Annotated in this window: 15 protein-coding genes; 10 read left to right on the top strand and 5 right to left on the bottom strand. The window is 32.1% G+C overall.

What is annotated here, in order from left to right; genetic code table 11:
* The 4 genes from AC2I98_RS07060 to AC2I98_RS07045 all read left to right on the top strand — a co-directional run bounded on the left by AC2I98_RS07060 (position 1) and on the right by AC2I98_RS07045 (position 3,840).
* Complete coding sequence (locus AC2I98_RS07060) at positions 1 to 771, top strand: GLPGLI family protein (RefSeq protein WP_486413890.1); 771 nt, start codon at positions 1 to 3, stop codon at positions 769 to 771.
* A 112-nt stretch (positions 772 to 883) separates the two neighbouring features.
* The gene (locus AC2I98_RS07055; protein WP_486413889.1) at positions 884 to 2,143 is read left to right on the top strand and encodes a CinA family nicotinamide mononucleotide deamidase-related protein; all 1,260 of its coding nucleotides are present in this window, start codon (positions 884 to 886) and stop codon (positions 2,141 to 2,143) included.
* A 153-nt stretch (positions 2,144 to 2,296) separates the two neighbouring features.
* Positions 2,297 to 2,548, top strand: a complete 252-nt coding sequence (locus tag AC2I98_RS07050) for a GIY-YIG nuclease family protein (protein WP_486413888.1) — start codon at positions 2,297 to 2,299, stop codon at positions 2,546 to 2,548.
* 125 nt (positions 2,549 to 2,673) lie between these two features.
* Positions 2,674 to 3,840: a dicarboxylate/amino acid:cation symporter gene (locus AC2I98_RS07045; RefSeq protein ID WP_486413887.1), complete on the top strand. Its 1,167-nt coding sequence runs from the start codon at positions 2,674 to 2,676 to the stop codon at positions 3,838 to 3,840.
* 33 nt (positions 3,841 to 3,873) lie between these two features.
* On the opposite strand, the gene AC2I98_RS07040 is transcribed toward AC2I98_RS07045, so the two are convergent.
* The 3 genes from AC2I98_RS07040 to AC2I98_RS07030 form a co-directional block, all read right to left on the bottom strand.
* The gene (locus tag AC2I98_RS07040) at positions 3,874 to 5,106 is read right to left on the bottom strand and encodes a DEAD/DEAH box helicase (RefSeq protein ID WP_486413886.1); all 1,233 of its coding nucleotides are present in this window, start codon (positions 5,104 to 5,106) and stop codon (positions 3,874 to 3,876) included.
* Between the two features lie 94 nt (positions 5,107 to 5,200).
* Positions 5,201 to 6,295 carry an RluA family pseudouridine synthase gene (locus tag AC2I98_RS07035; protein WP_486413885.1) on the bottom strand — a complete coding sequence of 365 codons (1,095 nt, stop codon included), beginning with the start codon at positions 6,293 to 6,295 and terminating at the stop codon, positions 5,201 to 5,203.
* 11 nt (positions 6,296 to 6,306) lie between these two features.
* Positions 6,307 to 7,296 (bottom strand): PASTA domain-containing protein, encoded by a 990-nt coding sequence (locus tag AC2I98_RS07030; protein WP_486413884.1) that lies wholly within the window; start codon positions 7,294 to 7,296, stop codon positions 6,307 to 6,309.
* A gap of 70 nt (positions 7,297 to 7,366) precedes the next feature.
* On the opposite strand from AC2I98_RS07030, the gene AC2I98_RS07025 reads away from it, so the two are divergent.
* The 3 genes from AC2I98_RS07025 (at position 7,367) to AC2I98_RS07015 (ending at position 11,116) form a co-directional block, all read left to right on the top strand.
* Positions 7,367 to 8,356, top strand: a complete 990-nt coding sequence (locus AC2I98_RS07025; protein WP_486413883.1) for a D-alanine--D-alanine ligase — start codon at positions 7,367 to 7,369, stop codon at positions 8,354 to 8,356.
* Positions 8,344 to 8,805, top strand: coding sequence for a pantetheine-phosphate adenylyltransferase (gene coaD, locus AC2I98_RS07020; RefSeq protein ID WP_486413882.1), 462 nt, complete (start codon positions 8,344 to 8,346; stop codon positions 8,803 to 8,805). The genes AC2I98_RS07025 and coaD overlap by 13 nt, the downstream gene beginning before the upstream one ends.
* Positions 8,806 to 8,914: 109 nt before the next feature.
* Positions 8,915 to 11,116 (top strand): M12 family metallo-peptidase, encoded by a 2,202-nt coding sequence (locus tag AC2I98_RS07015; protein WP_486413881.1) that lies wholly within the window; start codon positions 8,915 to 8,917, stop codon positions 11,114 to 11,116.
* 49 nt (positions 11,117 to 11,165) lie between these two features.
* On the opposite strand, the gene AC2I98_RS07010 is transcribed toward AC2I98_RS07015, so the two are convergent.
* A complete protein-coding gene (locus AC2I98_RS07010) occupies positions 11,166 to 11,762 on the bottom strand; it encodes a ribonuclease HII (protein ID WP_486413880.1) in 597 nt (198 codons plus the stop codon).
* Between the two features lie 102 nt (positions 11,763 to 11,864).
* Between AC2I98_RS07010 and AC2I98_RS07005 the strand changes: the two genes are divergently transcribed.
* Positions 11,865 to 15,050 carry a SusC/RagA family TonB-linked outer membrane protein gene (locus AC2I98_RS07005; protein ID WP_486413879.1) on the top strand — a complete coding sequence of 1,062 codons (3,186 nt, stop codon included), beginning with the start codon at positions 11,865 to 11,867 and terminating at the stop codon, positions 15,048 to 15,050.
* 11 nt (positions 15,051 to 15,061) lie between these two features.
* Positions 15,062 to 16,696 carry a SusD/RagB family nutrient-binding outer membrane lipoprotein gene (locus tag AC2I98_RS07000; RefSeq protein ID WP_486413878.1) on the top strand — a complete coding sequence of 545 codons (1,635 nt, stop codon included), beginning with the start codon at positions 15,062 to 15,064 and terminating at the stop codon, positions 16,694 to 16,696.
* 123 nt (positions 16,697 to 16,819) lie between these two features.
* Here AC2I98_RS07000 and guaB read toward each other — a convergent pair whose 3' ends face one another.
* Positions 16,820 to 18,280: an IMP dehydrogenase gene (gene guaB / locus AC2I98_RS06995; protein WP_486414065.1), complete on the bottom strand. Its 1,461-nt coding sequence runs from the start codon at positions 18,278 to 18,280 to the stop codon at positions 16,820 to 16,822.
* 250 nt (positions 18,281 to 18,530) lie between these two features.
* Between guaB and AC2I98_RS06990 the strand changes: the two genes are divergently transcribed.
* Positions 18,531 to 22,115 carry a glycosyltransferase family 117 protein gene (locus AC2I98_RS06990; RefSeq protein ID WP_486413877.1) on the top strand — a complete coding sequence of 1,195 codons (3,585 nt, stop codon included), beginning with the start codon at positions 18,531 to 18,533 and terminating at the stop codon, positions 22,113 to 22,115.
* Positions 22,116 to 22,286 lie beyond the last annotated feature (171 nt).

Here is a 22,286-nt window from a genome sequence, read left to right as displayed (position 1 = left end):
ATGAAAAAACTGTTAACATTAATCATCCTTATTTCAAGTTTTGCGCAAGCCCAGTTTTATGAAATAGAATATGAAACGCATGTAAGTTATATTAACAATGAAAAAGGAATTGAAGAGTTACAAAAATCTCAACCGAGTGTAAGTGAGCGCAACAAAATTATCGAAGGCAATGCAAATCCTCCAAAAGAGTATTTTACATTTATTTTTAATGATAAGGAAGCAAATGTAAATTACGTAAAAAAAGTGAACAACGGACAGGGTGAGATAGCTAGATTTATAATGATTCCTCCAAATCTTAATACAAATTATAGTTATTACGATTACGAAAAAGGAACGTATTTAGAAGAAAGGGATATGTACGGGAGAAAATTTATTCTCGAAAATAATTTCAAACCATTAGAGTTTAAAGATTCTGGAAATACAAAAACTATTTTAGGATATACAGCAAAAGAATCAATTTATACCAAAGATAATTTAAAGATTACGGTTTGGTATGTTCCTGATTTTAAAAAGAATTATAATTTAGATGTTTACACGGGAGTAAATGGTTTGGTTTTGGAAGAATTAATTAATGAAACTTTTGAAAAAGGTGAACGAATCGTCAAAATTAATGCTCAAAAAATTAAAGAAATTAAAAAAGCTAAAATCGTAAAACCAACAAAAGGTGAAAAAGTAACAAATAAGGAATATACAGATATTTTACGCGAAACAAATCGTAAACGAGACGAATTATACGAACAATCTCAAGGTAACGGAATTGACAAAAAATAAATAAAACCGTCAGTTCGAGTGAAATTCTTTTAGAATTTTGTATCGAGAACAAGGTTTTTAAATTTTATATTAATATCAAACTTGCTTAACTTTAAGCAAGTTTTTTTATACCATGCAAACAAAAGCAACTTTATTAACAATTGGAGACGAAATATTAATTGGTCAAATTGTAGATACTAATTCGGCATTTATTGCACAAGAATTAAATAAAATAGGAATTGAAGTTGAAGAAATTATTTCTGTAAAAGACGAATTACAACATATAATTGAAGCCTTTCAACGAGGCGTATCGAAATCAGAAATTGTAATTGTTACAGGAGGTTTAGGGCCAACAAAAGACGATAAAACAAAGTCTGCTTTGTGTCAATTTTTAAATTGCGGTTTAATTCGAGAAGAAAAAGTAATTGAAAATATTGTTCAATTATTTGCTGCTAGAGGTTATACGAAAGAGTTAAATAATTTGAATCAAGATCAAGCTTTAATTCCAGAAAAATCAACATTTATTCAGAATAAATACGGAACGGCGCCTTGTCTTTGGACAAATATTGACAACAAAATTATCATCAATTTACCTGGCGTTCCATTCGAAATGAAAGGTTTGATGCGTGATGAAATCGTACCACGATTAAAAAGTCAATTTAATTCAGATACAATCATTCATCGTGATATTTTGGTCAGTGGAATTCCAGAAAGTGATTTAGCAATTTTGCTCGAAGATTGGGAGAATCAATTACCAGATTTTATTCATTTGGCGTATTTACCGAATCGTACTTCGATTGATTTACGTTTTTCTGCTTCTGGAAATGATGAGGTTTTTTTAAGAAATGAAATTCAGCATCAGATTGATAAATTTAAATCAATTGCGGGGGAGTTTTTAATTTCAGAAAATTCAGGAAAAGCGCAGCAAGTTTTAGGTGATTTTTTAAAACAAAAGAATCTAACAATTTCTACAGCAGAAAGTTGTACAGGCGGAAATATTTCAACCTTAATTACTTCTGTTTCGGGAAGTTCTTCTTATTTTATTGGCAGTATTGTTTCTTATGCAACTTCTGTTAAAACTTCTGTTTTAGACGTTAATCAAAAAGATATTGATCAGTATTCGGTTGTTTCAGAACAAGTAGCAGAACAAATGGCTTTAGGAGCTTGTAATGTTTTAAATTCTAATCTTTCTATTTCTACAACAGGCGTTGCGGGACCGAACAGAGGAGAAGATGGAAAAGAAGTTGGAACAGTTTGGATTTCTGTAACGAATGGAGAAAAAGCCTTGAATAAAAAGTGTTTTTATCCTTATTTGGATCGTGAAGACTTTATCAAAATTGTTTCGAATAATGCATTGAACTTGGCAATAGAATTTGTGAGAGAGGAGTGTTAAAATAATTACTCTTGGATAAACTCAAAGTGATATGAAAAGATTATAAATAATACTGTGGTCATTCTGAGCCTGTCGAAGAATAAAACTTTGTTTATGAGAAAAATATATTATGTCTATATTATATAGTGTTCAGACAATTCGTATTATGTAGGAGTGACAAATAATCTCCAAAAAAGAATTAATGAGCATAACGACGGAATAAATCCTATGAGTTATACTTTTTCGAGAAGACCAATTAAATTAGTTTTTAATGAAGAATTTTTAGACATAAACCATGCAATAATTTTTGAGAAAAAACTGAAAGGTTGGAGTAGAGCTAAAAAGGAAGCTTTAATTAATAATAGATTTGAAGATTTATCTTTATTATCAAAAAATAGAAAAGACTCTTCGACAGGCTCAGAGTGACACGGGACTTTTTATTTTGTACTTTTTTAATGTCATATAATTTAGTAAAAATATTTAAATATTTCCTGAAATACATTTAGTCTATTTATTTAATAGAGTTTATATTTGTCGCAAATTTTGTTCAAATGTTTAAAAAAATAGCAAGCAATACTTTATTTAGGTTGCTTTTGGGTGTAATTATTGGATTAGTAGGAGGGAATTATTTAAATGAAGCAACAATTCAGGTTGTTTTATCATTAAAATATTTTACAGGACAATTAATTTTCTTTTTAGTTCCGTTAATTGTAATTGGTTTTATTGTTTCATCTATCACAAAACTAAATGAAGGTTCAGCTAAAATTGTAGGTTTTTCGTTATTGATTGCTTATTTATCATCAATTGGAGCAGGTTTGTTTTCAATGTTGGCAGGTTATCAAATCATTCCAAATTTATCAGTTCCAACTTCAGTAGATTCATTACGAGAAGTTCCAAAAATACTATTTCAATTAGATATTCCGCCAATTTTTTCAGTGATGACAGCGTTGATTATTTCGTTGATGTTGGGAATGGGAATTTTAATTACGAAAGCCAAAGAATTGGAAAAGATATTCGATCAATTCAAAGATATTGTGATCCTCTTGGTGAATAAAGTTTTGATTCCGATTTTACCATTTTTCATTGCAGCAAATTTTGCAATTTTGAGTTATGAAGGTTCTATTGAAAAACAATTACCTGTTTTCCTAAAAGTAATTTTGATTGTAATTGTTGGTCATTTTCTATGGATGACGTTGATGTATACAATTGCAGGTTTTTATCACAAGACAAATCCTTTTAAGCTTTTGAAATATTATCCGCCAGTATATTTAACAGCAGTCGGAACTATGTCTTCTGCGGCATCTTTGGGTGTTGCGGTAAAAGCAGTGAATGATAGTAAAGTAATCAAACCAACAATCTCGAACTTTACAATTCCATTTTTCTCAAATACGCATTTGTGTGGATCAGTTTTAACCGAAGTTTTCTTTGTAATGACAGTTTCGCAAGTTTTATATGGGCAAATTCCTGATTTAGGAACAATGGTAACTTTTGTTTTACTATTAGGCGTTTTTGCTGTTGGTGCACCTGGAGTTCCGGGTGGAACAGTTGTCGCTTCGTTAGGATTAATATCTAATGTTTTAGGATTTGATGAAGCTGGCGTCGCTTTAATCTTGACTATTTTTGCATTGCAGGATAGTTTTGGAACAGCTTGTAATATCACAACTGATGGCGCATTGAGTATGATTGTAGACAAATATGCAGAAGATGTGAAAGCATAAAAAAATCACTTCATTATGAAGTGATTTTTTGTTTTATTTTCTACGTTTACGATTATTATTCTTCGGTTTCGTATCTTTTTTCGGTTTAAAACCTGTATTTGTTTTTTTGAAATTATTGTTGCTATTCGCATCAGGTAATTTGTAAAACTCTTTTGGTGTTTTAATTACGGTAACATAATTGCCAATTAATTTCTCAATATTTGCTAAATCACCTCTCTCATCAGCAGCACATAAAGAAATAGCTTTTCCTTCTCGTCCAGCTCTACCAGTACGTCCAATTCGGTGAACGTATGTTTCAGGAACATTAGGTAATTCATAATTCACAACGTAAGGTAATTGATCAATGTCAATTCCTCGCGCAGCAATATCGGTTGCAATTAGTACTTTTAATTTTTCTTCTTTGAAATTAGTTAAAGCTTTTTGACGTGCATTTTGAGATTTATCACCGTGAATTGCAGCAGAAGGAATACCAACTTTTTCTAAATGTCTAACCAAACGATTTGCACCGTGTTTTGTACGTGTAAAAATTAACGTACGATCTTCTGGATGTTCGTTTAAGATATTGACCAAAAGTTTTACTTTCATATCCTTGTCAACATGGTAAACAAATTGCTCAACAGTTTCGGCAGTCGAAGAAACAGGTGTAACACTTACTTCTTTTGGACGATTTAAAACGGAATGAGAAAATTTACGAATTGATTTTGGCATAGTAGCCGAGAAAAATAAAGATTGTCTCTGTTTTGGAATGATTTCGATAATCTTTTTGATTTCGTGTACAAATCCCATGTCTAACATTCGGTCAGCTTCATCTAAAACAAAAATCTCAATTTGATTGATTTTAAGATGTCCTTGTCCAATTAAATCTAATAAGCGTCCAGGCGTAGCAATTAATATATCAATACCATTTTTTATAGCATCGATTTGAGGATTTTGATTAACACCTCCAAAAATAGCGATATGTTTTAAAGGTAAATGTTTTCCATATAATTTGAAACTATCATTGATTTGAATTGCCAATTCTCGCGTAGGAGTTAAGATTAATGTTCTAACTTTTTTTCCTTTGCTTGGTGTATTAGTTAGGTTTTGTAGAATAGGAATCGCAAACGAAGCTGTTTTTCCTGTTCCTGTTTGTGCGCAACCAATAATATCGTTTCCTTCTAAGACAAGTGGAATAGATTGCTCTTGAATTTCGGTTGGTTCTGTATAACCAGCTTCTTCAATTGCTTTTAAAATTGGTTCGATTATATTTAATTCAGTGAATTTCATTTATTGAATAATTTATTAATCAGATTTAATAATCAGATTGAATGAGAAATAAAAAGCACTCCAAAGTGAAGTGCTTTTTTATTTAGATAGGTAATTAATCTTCTAATTCTTTTGCGTGACGATCAATAGGAGAATCAGGTTCTGTAGCATGCACAGAATTTACCGAATAATTTCTCCAACGCTCTAAAATATCTAAAATATCTGCTGGTAATGGTGATTCGAAAGACATACGTTCTCCTGTTGTCGGATGATCAAATCCTAATGTACGAGCATGTAAAGCTTGACGCGGACAAGCAGCAAAACAATTGTCAACAAATTGTTTGTACTTGTTGAATGTTGTTCCTTTTAAAATACGATCTCCACCATAACGAGCATCATTAAATAAAGGATGTCCTAAATGTTTGAAATGTGCACGAATTTGATGTGTACGACCAGTTTCTAATTTACATTCGACCAACGTAACGTAAGAAAAATTCTCCATTACTTTATAATGTGTTACAGCATGTTTTCCTTGTTCTCCATCAGGAAAAACAGCCATTTGCATACGATCTTTTAGGTGTCGACCAATGTGTCCAGTAATAGTACCTTCTTGTTCGCTCAAAACTCCCCAAACTAAAGCGTTGTATAAACGGTCTGTAGTATGTGCTGCAAATTGTTCAGCTAAACTTGTCATTGCAACTTCCGTTTTAGCAATCACTAAAAGTCCACTTGTGTCTTTATCTATACGGTGTACTAAACCAGGACGTTCCATTTGATCTGACATAGATGGTAAATTATCAAAATGAAACTTCAAGGCATTAACCAAAGTTCCTGTGTAATTTCCATGTCCAGGATGTACAACCATTCCAGGTTCTTTATCGATTACGACAACTTGATCGTCTTCGTAAACAATTTTGATCGGAATATTTTCTGCTATAACTTCATTCTCACGAGGAGGAGTTTCTAACATAATCTGAATAAAATCACCAGGCTTTACTTTGTAATTTGATTTTACAGCTTCATTATTTACTAAAATGTTCCCGTTATCAGCTGCTTGCTGAATTTTATTTCGTGTAGCATTCTCAATTCTAACCATCAAGAATTTATCTATACGCAATAACGATTGACCTTTGTCAACCGTTATTGAAAAATGCTCGTATAGTTTATTGTTATCTTCCTCTTGTAAGAAATCTTCTAAATCTTCTGTCATTTATTCTCTTTCTATTCTATAATAATCTCTTCCGGAGCTTTTGGTGCCTCTGTAGGCTTTGGCTGCTCTGTTGATGGATTACTTTGTTGTTGCTGTTGTTGCATATCTTTGATCTGCTGTTCAGCTTTTTGTGTTATAATATCTCTGTATTGAGAACCGCTAATTGTATCTTCGCCAAAGTTTTTGTACTGAATATCCAATTCTTTTAATTGCGTTCTAATTTTTTCGCGAGGTTCTGTTGATAACCAAATATCAATCGGTTGACCTTGATCGTAAGTGTCTGTTGCAAATGGGAATTGATATACAACTCTTGCATTTATTGTATCATTCGAAGCTCCAATGAATTTAATTTGACCAATCTCGAAGAAGTTATCTTTGATTGATTTCTTTGCTTCAGTCAACGTTAAATTAACCAAATTAGGCATTCTTACACCAGATAACATTCCGCGTCCTAAAACCAAATCAACCGTCGCAAAACGAGGCAACTGCTCACCTGCTTTTACAATTTTTCCGTTGTATAATATTTTAAGAACGGCATCTTTAGCTAAATCTGGTTCGTAAATAATCTTACCGATCTTAAGTCCAGAAATTTCTAATTGAGTAAATGCTAAACGTTTTGATTTACCAACTAAATCTGGTAATTCAACTGGACGATAAGTTTTCGGATTTGATTTAATAAAAATACGACGACCTTCTTTCACACGCGATTCTGCAGCCGGATAAAAATCCATAATTGCAAAAGGTTTCGTATTTGGATCAAACCGAGAACTATCTACTTCGTATGTTAAACCAAGCTCTTCTAACTTAGCTGTAGCATCTGTAATATTCATTTTTGATAAATCTGGTACTTCAACAAATTCATTGTGATTTGTATATGAATCTAACCAAACGTTAAAAATAAAATGGTAAAGTCCAAATGATAGCGCTATTACAATAGCTACATTCAGCAAAACTTGAATGATTGATTTTACTCCTTTCATTGAAATGATAAATTGTCGCACAAATATAGTTTAAAAATAATATTTATGATTGATGTCAAAGTTCTATATTTGAATAAATTTTAAATTAAACATGTTAAGAGTAGCAGTTGTAGCAGGTGGATACTCCGACGAAAGTGTAGTTTCGTTGAAAAGTTGCGAGTTAATTTACTCAAGTCTAAATCCAGAAAAGTACGACAGAACAAGGGTTCGAATCTTAAAAGAAGGTTGGTTTGCCGAAATTGAAGGCGAAAAATATCCAATCAATAAAGGTGATTTTTCATTTGAAAAAAATGGAGAAAAAATTACGTTTGATGTCGTTTTTAATACAATTCATGGTACGCCAGGCGAAGATGGTTATTTGCAAGCGTATTTTGAAATGATTGGTTTGCCTTATAATGGATGTCCTTTTTATCAATCTGCCTTAACATTTAATAAAAAAGATTGTATTGCAGTATTGAGCAAATATGGAATTCCTCATGCAAAATCAATTTATATCAACAAAGGAGATCAATATTCTGCAAAGGAAATTATTGATCAAGTTGGTTTACCTTGTTTTGTAAAACCAAATCGTTCAGGATCAAGTTTAGGAATTTCGAAAGTGTTCAAAGAAGAAGAATTTGAAGCTGCTATGCAAAAAGCTTTTCTTGAAGATAAAGAAGTTTTGATTGAATCTTTCTTAGATGGGACGGAAGTTTCTGTAGGTGTATTAAATTACAAAGGAGAAACTATGGTGTTGGGAATTACAGAAATTGTCTCGCACACGGAATTCTTTGATTACGACGCAAAGTACAATGGTTTATCAGATGAAATTACGCCTGCTCGTTTAACTCCAGAAGTTGAACAGCGTGTACGAGATATTGCAGCAAAAGCATATAAATGTATTAACATGTCTGGCTTTTCTCGTTCAGAATATATTATTGTAAACGGAGAGCCTCATTTTATTGAGATGAATACCTTACCAGGTTTTTCTCCTGCAAGTATTTTTCCTCAGCAAGCAGCTTACGCAGGAATTGCATTGGAAGATTTAATGGATAGCGAGATAGAATTTGCTTTAAATAGACCATCGCCATGGATAGAATAGCAGTTTTCCCAGGTTCTTTTGATCCTATAACAATCGGACATTTAGATATTATAGAGCGAGCAGTTCCTTTATTTGATAAAATTATTGTTGCAATAGGAACAAATTCTTCTAAGAATTATATGTTTTCGTTGGAGCAAAGAATCAAGTTTATCGAAGATTCGGTTGCGAAATTTGAAAATGTAGAAGTGATGTCTTATAATGGATTAACAGTTGATTTTTGTGATGAGGTAAATGCACAATTTATTTTACGTGGACTTCGTAATCCTGCCGATTTCGAATTTGAAAAAGCAATTGCGCATACAAACCGTGCAATAACAAATCATAACATCGAAACTATTTTCTTATTAACATCTTCTGGTAAAGCATATATAAGCTCTAGTATAGTTCGAGATGTAATGCGAAACGGAGGGAAATATGAAATATTAGTTCCAGATGTAGTGAGGATTTAGAGAATTATTTTGTTAAAATATAAAGAGTAGATAAACATCTACTCTTTTTTTTTCTGTTATAAAAATTGAAAAGTAATACATTTACAACAATTAACACAAAATGAAAAATATGAAGAAATTAATTTTACTATTAATTGCATTTGTATTTAGCACAATTACGTTTGGTCAACAAAGACCAATAGCTACAAAAGTAGATCAAGCTAAATTAACAAGTCGCAGTTTCAAATCTTATAATGTATTTGGAAACGTTATACAACAAAAAGGGAATCAATTTGCTGATTTTGCAAAAGGGGTTTCTGTTTTTAATTTAGAAAAAGCAGAATTATCTAAATTATATCAAGCAAAACCTACATCTTTATCATTAACAATTCCATTTGAAGGAAGAGAAATTAGCTTAGAATTAGTAAAAAATGAAGCACTATTTACAGATAATTTTAAAGCAGTAGATCAAAATAATAAACTAATTAATTATCAACCTGGTTTATACTATCAAGGAATAATTGCTGGAGATAAAACTTCTGTTGTTGCTATTTCTATTTTCGAAGATCAAGTAATTGGGGTAGCTTCTTCTACAGCTTTAGGTGATGTTGTAATTGGTAAATTACAAGATTCAGAAGAATATGTAACGTATTCATCTTATAATATTGAAGCTAAAAACAATATAAAATGTGCAGTAGATCAGTTAGAAGAGAATAAAAATTATAAGCCTAATTATGATCCTAAAATTTTAAATAAAACGACGAATGAAATGACTGAAAAATGCGTTCGTGTTTATTATGAAATTGCATATGCTCCTTATAGACAAAATGGTTTAGACGAAGCAAAAACACTAAATTGGTTAACAGCAATTCATAACAATATTGCAACGCTTTATACGAATGATTATATTAGAACGTCATTATCTAAGGTAATGATTTGGAAAGAACAAGATCCATATACAGGTGATTATAGTGCTCAATTGAATAAATTTAGAACAACAAGAACTGATTTTGATGGAGATTTTGCTCATTTAGTAAATTATCCTTCTACTACATCAGTTGCATATTTAAACTCGATGTGTAATAATGAATATCATTATGCATATTCAGGTATTAATATGACTTATAATAATGTACCAGTTTATTCTTGGACAATTATGGCGATGACGCATGAAATGGGGCATGCCTTAGGTTCTCCACATACACATGCTTGCTCTTGGAACGGAGATGGAACTGCTATAGATGGTTGTGCACCAACTTATGATCCGAAATTAGCAGAAGGAACTTGCCCAACAGGTCCTATACCTTATGCAGATAAAGGTACAATTATGAGTTATTGTCATTTAATTGGTGGTGTAGGAATTAATTTTTCTAATGGATTTGGTCAACAACCAGGTAATTTAATTCGCGCAACAGTAGATGGTAAAATTTGTTTAAGTACTGATTGTAGTATGACGTGTCAACAAACGATCAAATCCGTTACAGGAACATTAAATGGACAAAGTATTTCATATGTGATTAATGATGAAGTAGGTGCAAAATGGATATATAAATTCCAGAAAATAGGTGCAGCAGATGCGCAATGGAAAGAAACAACTACAAAAAATTTAACATTCGATAATTTAGATAGAAACGCTTATTATAGAATTGAGGTAGCAAATAAATGTTCTGAAACATCAAATTCTTCTCCAGTAACATCAATTATAGAAATACCAGGAGACTACTGTAATGGAGATATTTATTATGATTCAGGTGGAGCAGATGGTAATTATTCGCCAAATGAAAATTTCTTAAAGGTATTTAAACCTTTTGTTGCAGGAGAAAAAGTTTCTATTACTTTTACTGAATTTGATGTTGAGCCTGCAGGAGAAAAAGGTGAAGTATATGATTATATGAATGTATATAATGGAACTTCCACAAATTCAAGTAAATTATTTACAAATGGAAAAAATTTAAATGGAAATACAATTCCAGGTCCTTTTGTATCAACAGATGATTCAGGGGCTATTACTATCCGATTTATCTCTGATGGAGGATTAGAATTAAAAGGATGGGCTGCAAAAATTAATTGTAGTAGTTTAGGAATTAATGAGATCAATACATTAGAGTTTAATATTTTTCCAAATCCAACTGTTGATTTTGTTAATGTAGAAACAAAAGATAATATCATTAGCTATCAAGTTTATGATATGGGAGGAAAATTATTAACAGAGAAAGGTAAATTAAATAAAAAAGATGTGAAAATAAATTTAGAATCTTATCCTAAAGGAATTTATTTACTGAATATCAAAACTGATAAAAGAAGTTATACACAAAAAATTACTAAAAAGTAAAAAGTTAAATATTAAGAAAACGCCCATCAATTTGATGGGCGTTTTTTATTTATAAATCTAATGACAGTTGATCTGGTAATAATTTAAAAGTCATTCGATGATATGGAGAAGCTCCAAATTCTTTTATTGCTAAACGATGAGCTTTTGTAGGATAACCTTTGTTTTTTTTCCAATCGTACATAGGGAATTCATTGTGAATTTTTTCCATATACTCATCCCGATAAGTTTTCGCTAAAATAGATGCGGCAGCAATATTCATATATTTAGAATCGCCTTTTACAATACATTCGTGTGGTACATCTTTATATGTATTGAAACGATTTCCATCAACTATGATAAGATCTTTCGGACAATCTAATTGATCAATAGCACGATGCATAGCCAAAAAACTAGCATTAAGAATATTAATTTCATCAATTTCATTCGGCCATACAATTCCAATAGCCCAATATTTTGCATTTTCTTCAATAAATACTCTCAAAGAGTTTCTTTTCTTTTCAGTTAATTGTTTAGAGTCGTTAATAATATCATTTTCAAAATTCTCACCCAAAATAACAGCTGCTGCTACAACTGGACCACTCAAACATCCTCTTCCTGCTTCGTCACAACCAATTTCATGTTCGTGATTTGATAAAACTTTATGCAATTTTTTAATATTTTAACAAAGTTATTAAAATTTAGCATAAAAAAGTTTTGTAAATGTTATAGAAATCTTAAGTTTATGGAAGTTTTAAAAATGTTTTAACAGATGAGGAGAAATTTAAAAAACTTGTTTGTATTAGGAGGACTTCTTTTAGGAGCTTCTTTATATGCACAAGAAAAGACAGTTACAGGTACTGTAACTGATCCAGAAGGTTTTCCAGTTGCTGATGCAGTTGTAAAGACAACATCAGGAAAAGAAGCTTTTACTGATGAAAATGGAGTGTTTAGTATCGAAGCTAAACAAGGAGATTTAGTAACAGTAGAAGCAGTGGGATTACCAACTCAAACATTTGCAGTTGGAGCAGGAACAGATTATAAAGTTTCTTTAAAACCTTCTGAAACTGTTGAGTTAGAAGGGGCTGTAGTAACTGCGTTAGGGATTACACGTGATAAAAAATCATTAGGATATGCATCGCAAGAAGTAAAGGGAGATTTATTAACAAATTCAAGATCTTCAAATCCATTAGCTGCTTTATCTGGTAATGTAGCAGGAGCACAAATTTCTACTCCTAGTGGAAATATTGGAGGTTCTGCACGTATTACTTTACGTGGAATTAGTTCTATTACAGGAGAAAATAGACCTTTAATAGTAATAGACGGAGTACCAATGGATAACTCCAACTATAATACAACGAATACTCAACGTGGTGCGGGAGGTCGTGACTATGGTGATGCTTCTTTTGATATCAATCCAGATGATATTGAATCAATGAGTGTTCTAAAAGGAGGGCCAGCTACTGCTCTTTATGGTTCTCGTGCAGGTAATGGTGTAATTTTAATTACTACAAAACGTGGTAAAAAAGGACGTGATGAAATTACTTTAAATACAGGTGTATCTTTAGAAAGTGTTTCAATTATACCAAAACTACAACGCTTATATGGTGGTGGTTCAGGTCCAGATTTCGATGAAGCAACAATAAATGGTAAAAAGTATAACTTAGTACAATATATTGTTGATGAGAGTTGGGGACCAAAATATGATCCAAATAAAATGGTTTTAGCTTGGAATGCTTTTGATCCAGATGTTAAATCAAAGTATCTTGTTGAAACCCCTTGGGTTGCTCCTAAAAATGATGTGAAATCATTTTTTAATACAGGAATTACTTATACAAACTCTGTAGCTTTTGCTAAATCTTATGAGAATACAACAGCTCGTTTATCATTATCTAATGTAAGTCAAACGGGAATTGTTCCAAATACAGAATTAGAAAGAACTTCAGTTGGTTTAGTTGTTGATACAAAGTTTAATGATAAATTTTCTGCGTCTGCAAATATGAACTATGTTGTTTCTGATGCGTTTAATAGACCAGAAATTGGTTATGGAGACAACTCAGTAATGCAGAAAATGCTTCAATTTGGGCAACGTCAGTTAGATTATAATGAAATGAAAGATTATAAAACTGCTGCTGGAGTACAAAAACCTTGGAATAGAATTTCTTGGGATGATGGGACACCTAAATACTCTGATAATCCATATTGGTTGATTTACGAAAATACTTCTAATGATAAACGTAATCGTGTATATGGTAACGTTGAGTTAAAGTATGATATCTTACCAGGTTTATATGCAGTTGGTAAAGCAATGTTTGATCACTATGATTTAAAAGTTCAAGAACGTGTAGCTGTTGGGTCTGCTTCTACTTCAGGTTATTCTGAACAAAGAAGAGATTTAACTGAAGTTAACTACGAAGGACGTTTACATTATAATAAAAAATGGGATCAATTTAGTATTAATGCATTTGCTGGAGTAAATAGACGTGATTTTAAACAATCAAGTTTAATTGGTCAAACAAATGGTGGATTAATTGTAGCAGGATTATATAACTTATCTAATGGTTATGAAGCTTCTACGGTTACGAATTCATCATTCCATAAAAGAATTAATTCTGTAATGGGAGGAGCTTCTCTTGGATTTGCAGATATGGTATTTTTAGATTTAGGAGTAAGAAATGACTGGTCTTCTACATTACCAATGGCAAATAACTCTTTCTTCTATCCATCTGCTACTATGAGTTTTGTTTTCTCGGAAGCAATTAAACAAAATTGGTTAACATTTGGTAAAATTCGTGGAGGATGGTCTAAATCTGGAAATGATACTGATCCTTACAGATTAAGAGATGTTTATGTAAACAACACATACAATAGTGTAAGTTTTGGTGATCAACCTTGGTTCTTAATGAATACAGCAAAAAACAATCAATTCTTAAAACCTGAAACAAAGAAATCTTGGGAGGTTGGTATTGAAATGGCGATGTTCAAAAGTAGATTATCTTTTGATGTTACCTATTATAACCAAACAACTACTGATTTAATTTTCCCTGTCCAATTAGGACCTGAAACAGGATACAATAATGAGTGGATGAATGCAGGAGAAATGGTTAATAAGGGGATTGAAGCAATGGTGAACATTGTTCCTGTTAGAACTGAAGAATTTGAATGGGGAATGTCATTTAATTTCTCTAAAAATGAAAATAAATTAGTTTCTTTAACAGACGGTGTAAAGAATTTAATTATTGGAACAGCTCCATTTAATGCTCAATTAGTTGCTACAGTTGGTGAAAAATATGGCCAAATTAGAGGAACTGACTTTATTTATGACGATCAAGGTAATAAAGTTGTAGGAGCAGATGGTCTATATTTAGCGAGCGATGTTAAAAACTTAGGATCAATCTTACCAGATTATAATTTAGGTATTCGTAATAGTATTTCATATAAAGGATTCTCTTTAAGTGCATTATTAGATATTCAGAAAGGAGGTAAATTCTTCTCTGTTTCAAATCAATTTGGAATGTACTCAGGTATGTTAGAAGAAACAGCTGCAAATGGAGTACGTGAAAATGGAATCGTATCTAATGGTGTAACTGGAAACGTATCTAAAAATGCAGATGGTACATACACTGTTACAAATACAGCTGTAAATACAAAGAATGTTGATGCACAAAATTATTTTGTACATTACTATTCAGGACCCGCTGCACAAAATGTATTTGACGCAGATTACTTTAAACTAAGAGAGGTGACATTATCGTATACTTTCCCTGAAAAATTCAGAGGTCCTTTTGCAAATGTTGTTGTTACTGCATTTGGTAGAAACTTAGCAACATGGGGATTAGATAACAAGAATTTTGACCCTGAAATGTCAACAGCTGGTTCTGGAAATGTACAAGGATTTGAAGGAGGTTCTTTACCTTCTACAAGATCTTTTGGTATGAATCTTAAATTACAATTCTAAATTTAGAAGAAATGAAAAAAGTTAAAATATTATTAATTGCATTATCATTAGGTTTTACGACAGTAGGACTAACGAGTTGTGATAATGAATTTGAAGAGATTAATACAAACCCAAATAATCCAGAAGAAGTTCCAATGTCGGCTTTGCTTAACGGAACGACTAGATATTTAATGGAACAATCAAGAAATGGTTGGTGGCATTATAGATTATCTTCACCATGGATGCAATATTCTGCTCAAAATGTTTACATCGATGAGGATAAATATGCATACCGTGATGCAGGTCAAGTACAATCAGGATGGACTGAGTTGTATAGAACTGCGGCAAACTATCAACAAGTCATTAAGTACGCTAGTGATGCTGATTATTTAGTACGCTATGGATATACAGATGGAGACAATACTATTGCTGTTTCTCGAATCATGTTAGCTTACACGTTTGATAATTTAGTTACTCACTTTGGTGATGTTCCTTATTGGTCTTATGGTTCTCAAGATGCAGAATTCCAGGCGTTACAAATTGATAAATTTAAAACTCCTGTTTATGCAAGTCAAGAAAAAATCTATTCAGATATTTTAAAAGAGTTAAAAGAAGCAGAAGCACAATTATCAGCATCTAAAGCTGGTGTTCAAGGAGATTTAATTTATGGTGGAGATGTAGCAAAATGGAAAAAGTTTGCGAACTCTTTACGATTAAGAATTGCAAATCGTGTGAAAGCTAAACTACCTGCAGCAAATGATCATATTACAGATGCAATTGCGAAAGGAGTAATTACAGATAATTCAGATAATGCACAATTAGGATTTGAAAACTCTTCTGCAAATGGTAATCCATTTTGGAAAACATTCTTCACTGGAACGCCACGTCAAGATTTCTTTCCTAATAAAACATTAATTGATTTATTAAGAGGTAATACAGGAACTTTTAAGAAAGTAGATCCACGTATGTTTGTCTATGCTGCTCCAAAAGGATTAGGATGGTCTAATTATAAAGATATGACACCTGATCAATGGGCAAAACCTGTTGCTAGTGGAGGTTTAGGAATAGATTTAAATGATCCTAAAAATTATGTAGGTTTACCTTATGGTATTACAAATGCTTTAAAAGCTCAAGTGGCGAATTTTAGAGATTTTAATTTCTTTTCTAAAGAAGTATTGAATGCAACGAGACCAGAAGTTTTATTAGAGGCTTCTGAGGTAAATTTCTTATTATCAGAAAATAAAGGATGGAGCCAAGCTGAGTATATCAAAGGTATTGAAGAATCTATGAAAAAATGGAATGTTTCTGATGCTGATATTGCAACATATATTACAGGTTTAGCTGCTGCTAACCAAGAAAATGTATTAACGCAAAAGTATATCGCTTTATTCTTACAAGCTGATGAAGCTTGGAACGAATATCGTAGAACAGGTTACCCAAACACTAGTATTTTATTATTACCAGGTGAAGAAGGTACAATGTTAGATGGTACAACTAAATACATTTTTACTCCAATGAGAAATGGAAATGTTGTAGCAAAAGATATTCCCGCTCGTTTAAGATACCCAGCTATTCAACAAACGTTAAATGGTGAAAGTAGATTAGCTGCAGCTAATAAATTATCTAATAAAGACGAAATTGATTCTAAATTATTCTTTGCAAAATAATTAAAATCATATTAATAAATTAAACCACCTCTTATGAGGTGGTTTTTTTATAGCTAAAATTTAGACATAAAAAAAGCAGGCTAATTTATTAGCCTGCTATCTGTTCTATAATAATTTCCTCTCTTAATTTGAATAATTAGGAGCTTCTTTTGTGATGACAACATCGTGAGGGTGTGATTCGTGTAAACCAGCACCTGTGATACGTACAAATTTTCCGTTTTCAATTAAATCTTGAATGGTTGGAGTTCCACAGTATCCCATTCCGGCACGTAAACCACCACATAATTGGTAAACAACTTCTGCAATTGAACCTTTGTGAGGAACACGACCTTCAATTCCTTCTGGAACTAATTTCTTAGCATCAGCTTGGAAATAACGGTCTTTAGATCCACGTTTCATCGCAGCTAATGATCCCATTCCTTGATAAGCTTTAAATTTACGTCCTTGGAAAATAATTTCTTCTCCTGGAGCTTCATCTGTACCAGCAAATAAACTTCCTAACATTACCAAGTTAGCACCAGCAGCAACTGCTTTTACAATATCACCTGATAATTTGATTCCACCATCTCCAATGATTGAAACATTTCTTGTTTTTGCATAAGAATGTACATCATGAATTGCAGATAATTGAGGAACACCAACACCAGCTACAACACGAGTTGTACAAATAGAACCTGGTCCAACACCAACTTTTAAAGCATTTGCCCCAGCATCAATCAATGCTTTTGCAGCTTCAGCAGTTACTATGTTTCCTCCAACGATATCTAATCCAGGGAATGCATTTCTAACTTCTGCAACTTTACTGATTACACCAGCAGAATGTCCGTGAGCAGAATCTAAAGCAACGATATCAACACCTTTATTTACTAAAGCCTGAACACGCTCTAAAGTATCTGCACCAACACCAACTCCTGCGCCAACACGTAAACGACCTTTTGTGTCTTTACATGCATTAGGAAACTCAGTTAAATTGTCAATATCTTTAATCGTAATTAATCCAATTAATTTATTGTTTTCATCAACGATTGGTAATTTTTCGATGCGGTAACGAGAAAGAATTTCTTTTGCTTTCTTAAGATCAGTATCAATATCAGAAGTGATGATATTTTCTTTTGTCATTACATCTTCTACCAATTGGTCAAAGTTTTCTTGGTAACGAATATCACGATTAGTAATAATCCCAACCAATGTTCTGTCTTCCTCAACAACTGGTAAACCAGAGATTTTATACTTCTCCATTAAGTTAACAGCATCTTGTAACTTGTGATGACGAGATAATGTAATTGGATCAGAAATCATTCCGTTTTCTGAACGTTTTACCATATCAATTTCGTTCGCTTGTTCTTCGATAGACATATTTTTGTGAACGAAAGATAAACCTCCTTCACGTGCTAACGCTATCGCTAATCTTGCTTCGGATACTGTATCCATTGCAGCAGAAACTATCGGAATGTTAAGTGTTATATTGTCTGTGAATCTTGTTTGAAGAGATACTTGGTTCGGTAATATCTCTGAATAGGCTGGCACTAATAACACATCGTCAAAAGTGAAGCCCGTTTGTAGAATTTTGTCTGTTAAAGGCATTGCTTTTTGCATTGCAAATTTAGATGAAAAAAGTTTAGTATCAAAACTATTTGAGAAAATGTATCTAGTTTTTAATTCATTTGATGTTTTGTTAATATGATAATTAAACGATTAGAAATCGGAAAAATAAATTTTATATAATCGTAAAATCATTGTTGTAATAAAGTGATTCTAATCAGAATTTAATCTTTTCAATCCTAAGCTATATCAAATTTTTATCTTATTTTCGCAAGATAGTTTATTGAATAAGATGGAGATAAATTTCAAAAAATGGAATAACATTTTAGGTTTAGCTATGTTCTTGATTGCCTCGGTTTTATACCTTTCGACGATGGAACGCTACCTAAGTTTATGGGATTGCGGTGAATACATTGTATCATCAGCGAAATTAGGAATTACGCATGCGCCAGGTGCAGCTTTGTTTCAAATTGTGGGAGCCGTTTGGTCAGGTTTAGCATTTGGAGATGGCAGTAAATATGCAATTTTAATTAACAGTACATCTGCCTTATATAGTGCAGTTACAATTATGTTATTGTTTTGGACAATTACATATTTTGTTCGAAAAATGTTTGCTAAAACACAAGATCCGATTAATGTAGATGCAATTGAGATGAGCACTTCTCAAAAAATAATAGCATTAGGAAGTGGATTAGTAGGAGCAGCAGTTTTTATGTTTAGTGATACTTTTTGGTTTTCAGCTGTGGAAGGAGAGGTTTATGCTATGGCTTCTTTGTTTACTGCTTTATTATTTTGGTTGATCACAAAATGGGATCAAGTAGCTGACACGCCGAGAGGAAACAAATGGTTAGTAATTATTTCATTGGTAATAGGTTTATCAATTGGTGTACACCTAATGGCGATGTTATCAATTCCTGCAGTTTGTTTCGTTTATTATGCGCGTAAATATAGATTTACGATCAAAAGTTTTATTCTAGCAAATGTAATTACGTTGGTAATCTTAGCATTTGTATTTAAAATTATATTTCCGGTTGTCATGACATTCTTTGGTAGAACAGAGATTTATGTGGTGAATAATTTAGGAATGCCATTTAATTCAGGGACAATTATCGCAACAATTATTTTAATTGCAGTTTTCTATTTTGCAATTAAATTAACACAGAAATACGGTTCAGCTCTACTGAATACAATTTCTTGGTGTGTAATTTTTATGCTGATTGGCTTCTCATGTTGGTTGGTTATTCCAATCCGTGCGAATGCAAACCCTCATATGAATTTAAATGATCCTGATACAGCTTTGGGAGTTTTAGACTATTTTAATCGTGAACAATATGGTTCTTGGCCAGTGATGTACGGACCAGTTTTTACAGCTCATATTGCAAATGAGGGAATTAAGCGCGATGCAAATGGAGCACCAGAGAGCACAGTTCGTAGTTCAGAATATATCAAAGATCAGCGTACAGGAAAATATTTAAAAGTTTCAGATCGTTTAGACTATACATACGAAGATAAATATGTAAAGTTTTTTCCGAAAATGTTTAGTCCAGATCCAAGTGTGATGGAAAATTATGCAGCAGTTTATGCTTTTCCAAAGTTCTCTTTAAATGCTAAATATGCTGGAGATCAAGAAGCGCAACAGATGTATGCACAATTGGTAGAAAAACGTCAAAACAGACAATTAAAAGTTGCTGAACTTAAAAAATATGGAGAGATTTTAGATATTGAACCTCCTACATTTGGTGAACAATTTAATTATTTTATTGATTATCAGATAAACTATATGTTTATCCGTTACTTTATGTGGAATTTCTCTGGTCGTCAAAACGATTTAGAAGGGAATTTCGAAATCACAAAAGGTAACTGGATTTCAGGTATTCCATTTATTGATAACCCTCGTTTAGGAGATCAATCAAAATTACCAGATGAATACAAAAATGATGGAACTAATGTCTATTTCATGTTACCATTAATTTTAGGATTAATTGGTTTATTCACACAATTAAATAGAAACTTCGTTAATTGGTGGGCATTGTTATCACTATTTATATTAACAAGTGTCGGAATTATTTTCTATACATCAGTAAAACCTTTCGAGCCACGTGAGCGTGATTACGCTTTAGTAAGTTGTTTTTATGCCTTCTCTATTTGGGTCGGTTTAGGTGTACAGGGAGTTTATTTATTGATTCAGAAATTAATGAAGCAAGAATTAAAACCTTCTTTAGCAATCGGTACAACTGTAATTTTAGCTGGAATTCCAATTTTAATGGGAGCTCAAAACTGGGACGATCACGATCGTTCTGAACGTTCTGTTGCTTATTCTTTAGCTTACAATTATCTAAATCCTTTAGACAAAAACGCTATTCTATTTGTGTATGGAGATAATGATACTTATCCACTTTGGGGATTACAAGAAACAGAAAACTTCCGTGATGATGTAAAAATAGCGAATTTAACGTTAGCTGCTTCTCCATGGAATTTAGAGCAATTATTACGCAAAACGTATAATGCAGCGGCAATTTCAAGTGATTTGAAACCAAAAGATTATCAATCGGGAACAAATGATCAAATATTTGTCGTTGGAGGTTCTATTAAAAATATTTTCGATCAATTAAATAGTTTTATCAAACCTGAATCTAATCAAACGTTAGAATCGTTAAGTAAAATGCCAATTGATCAAGTAGGACAATACTTTGTTGATCCAGAAATTGATCCAAATCAAGTAATGACGGTTTACAATAATCTAAAACCATTGCAGAAATATTTGGTAACAGATAGCATGACAGCAAAAGAAGCGATGGATTTTATCTTAGATAATAAATCTCCAGAAAAACAAGCTTTAGCGGATTACTTCGGATACCCAATTGGTGGAGCGAATTATTTACCTGTTTCTAAAATTGTAGTTCCTGTAAACAAAGCAAATGCGTTGAAATATGGAATTGTAAATCCTAAAGATGCAGATAAAATGGTAGATTCTATTACAATTAATATCAAAGCATCAAGCTTGTTCAAAAACAATTTAATGTTGTTGTCAATGATGGCAAAATATAATTGGGATCGTCCTATTTATTTCAGTGGAGGTGGAATTTCTGATCCAGAAAATACGTTCTACATGAATGATTATTTACTGAATGCAGGAATGAGTTATAAATTAGTTCCGATTTATACACCTTTCGGAAAAGGTGGAATTATTGGAGCTTCTGATAACGATATGTTATTAAAAACATTTAACTCATACAAATGGTCTGGATACAATAATCCTGATGCTTCATTTAGTTTAACAGAACGTAACTATTCTTCTACATATAGAAATACTGCGGTTCGTTTGGCAGATGATCTATTAAATGCTGGACGTAAAAAAGAAGCGATTCAAGTATTGGATAAAGTTATGTTAGAAATACCTGCTTTAGCAAAATACGATATTGGATATGGAGTAAGTAGAATTGCAGGAATTTATTTGAAAGCAGGAGAGGATAAAAAAGCACAAGAATTGTTTGCACATGTTCGTAAAGAAGCAAATGCTAAAATTGATTTCTTCGAGTCTCTATCTTCTGGAAAAGGTTATTCAATTGGATCTGATTTAGCATCTGCTAAAAATGATTTGATGATGTCTATTTACAACGAAGCTTCAGCTTTAGGAGAAAGAGGAGACAAGGATAAAGCATTGAAAGTTTTTGAATCAGCTTATAATCCTGTTTTGAAAAAATTCGAAACATTATATAAAGAAGTTGTGGCTGACGGAAAAGTTGATGCTGCAGATCAAGCAAAAATCATGAATCAGTTTAATTATTTAGACGAAATGATAGGTGTTGCGGCAGAAATTGACACGAATTATGCAAAGCAACAACAAAATATTTTATATAAAATGGTTGGGCAATAGTTCAAACCTAATAAAAGTAAAAAGCTCCAAAATAATTTTGGAGCTTTTTTGTTTAATAATATTTTGATTTTTAAGTATTTGTTGTCTTTTATGCTTTTTGTTGGTTTTTAAAAATCAAGTTTGGCACATAAATTGAAATTATACAAATAAGTTTAACAAAATTGTAAATAT

Source organism: Empedobacter sp. EJD.6dd, assembly GCF_057369435.1.
Note: the sequence above shows the minus strand (reverse complement) of the source record. Positions and strands in the feature narration are given on the sequence as shown.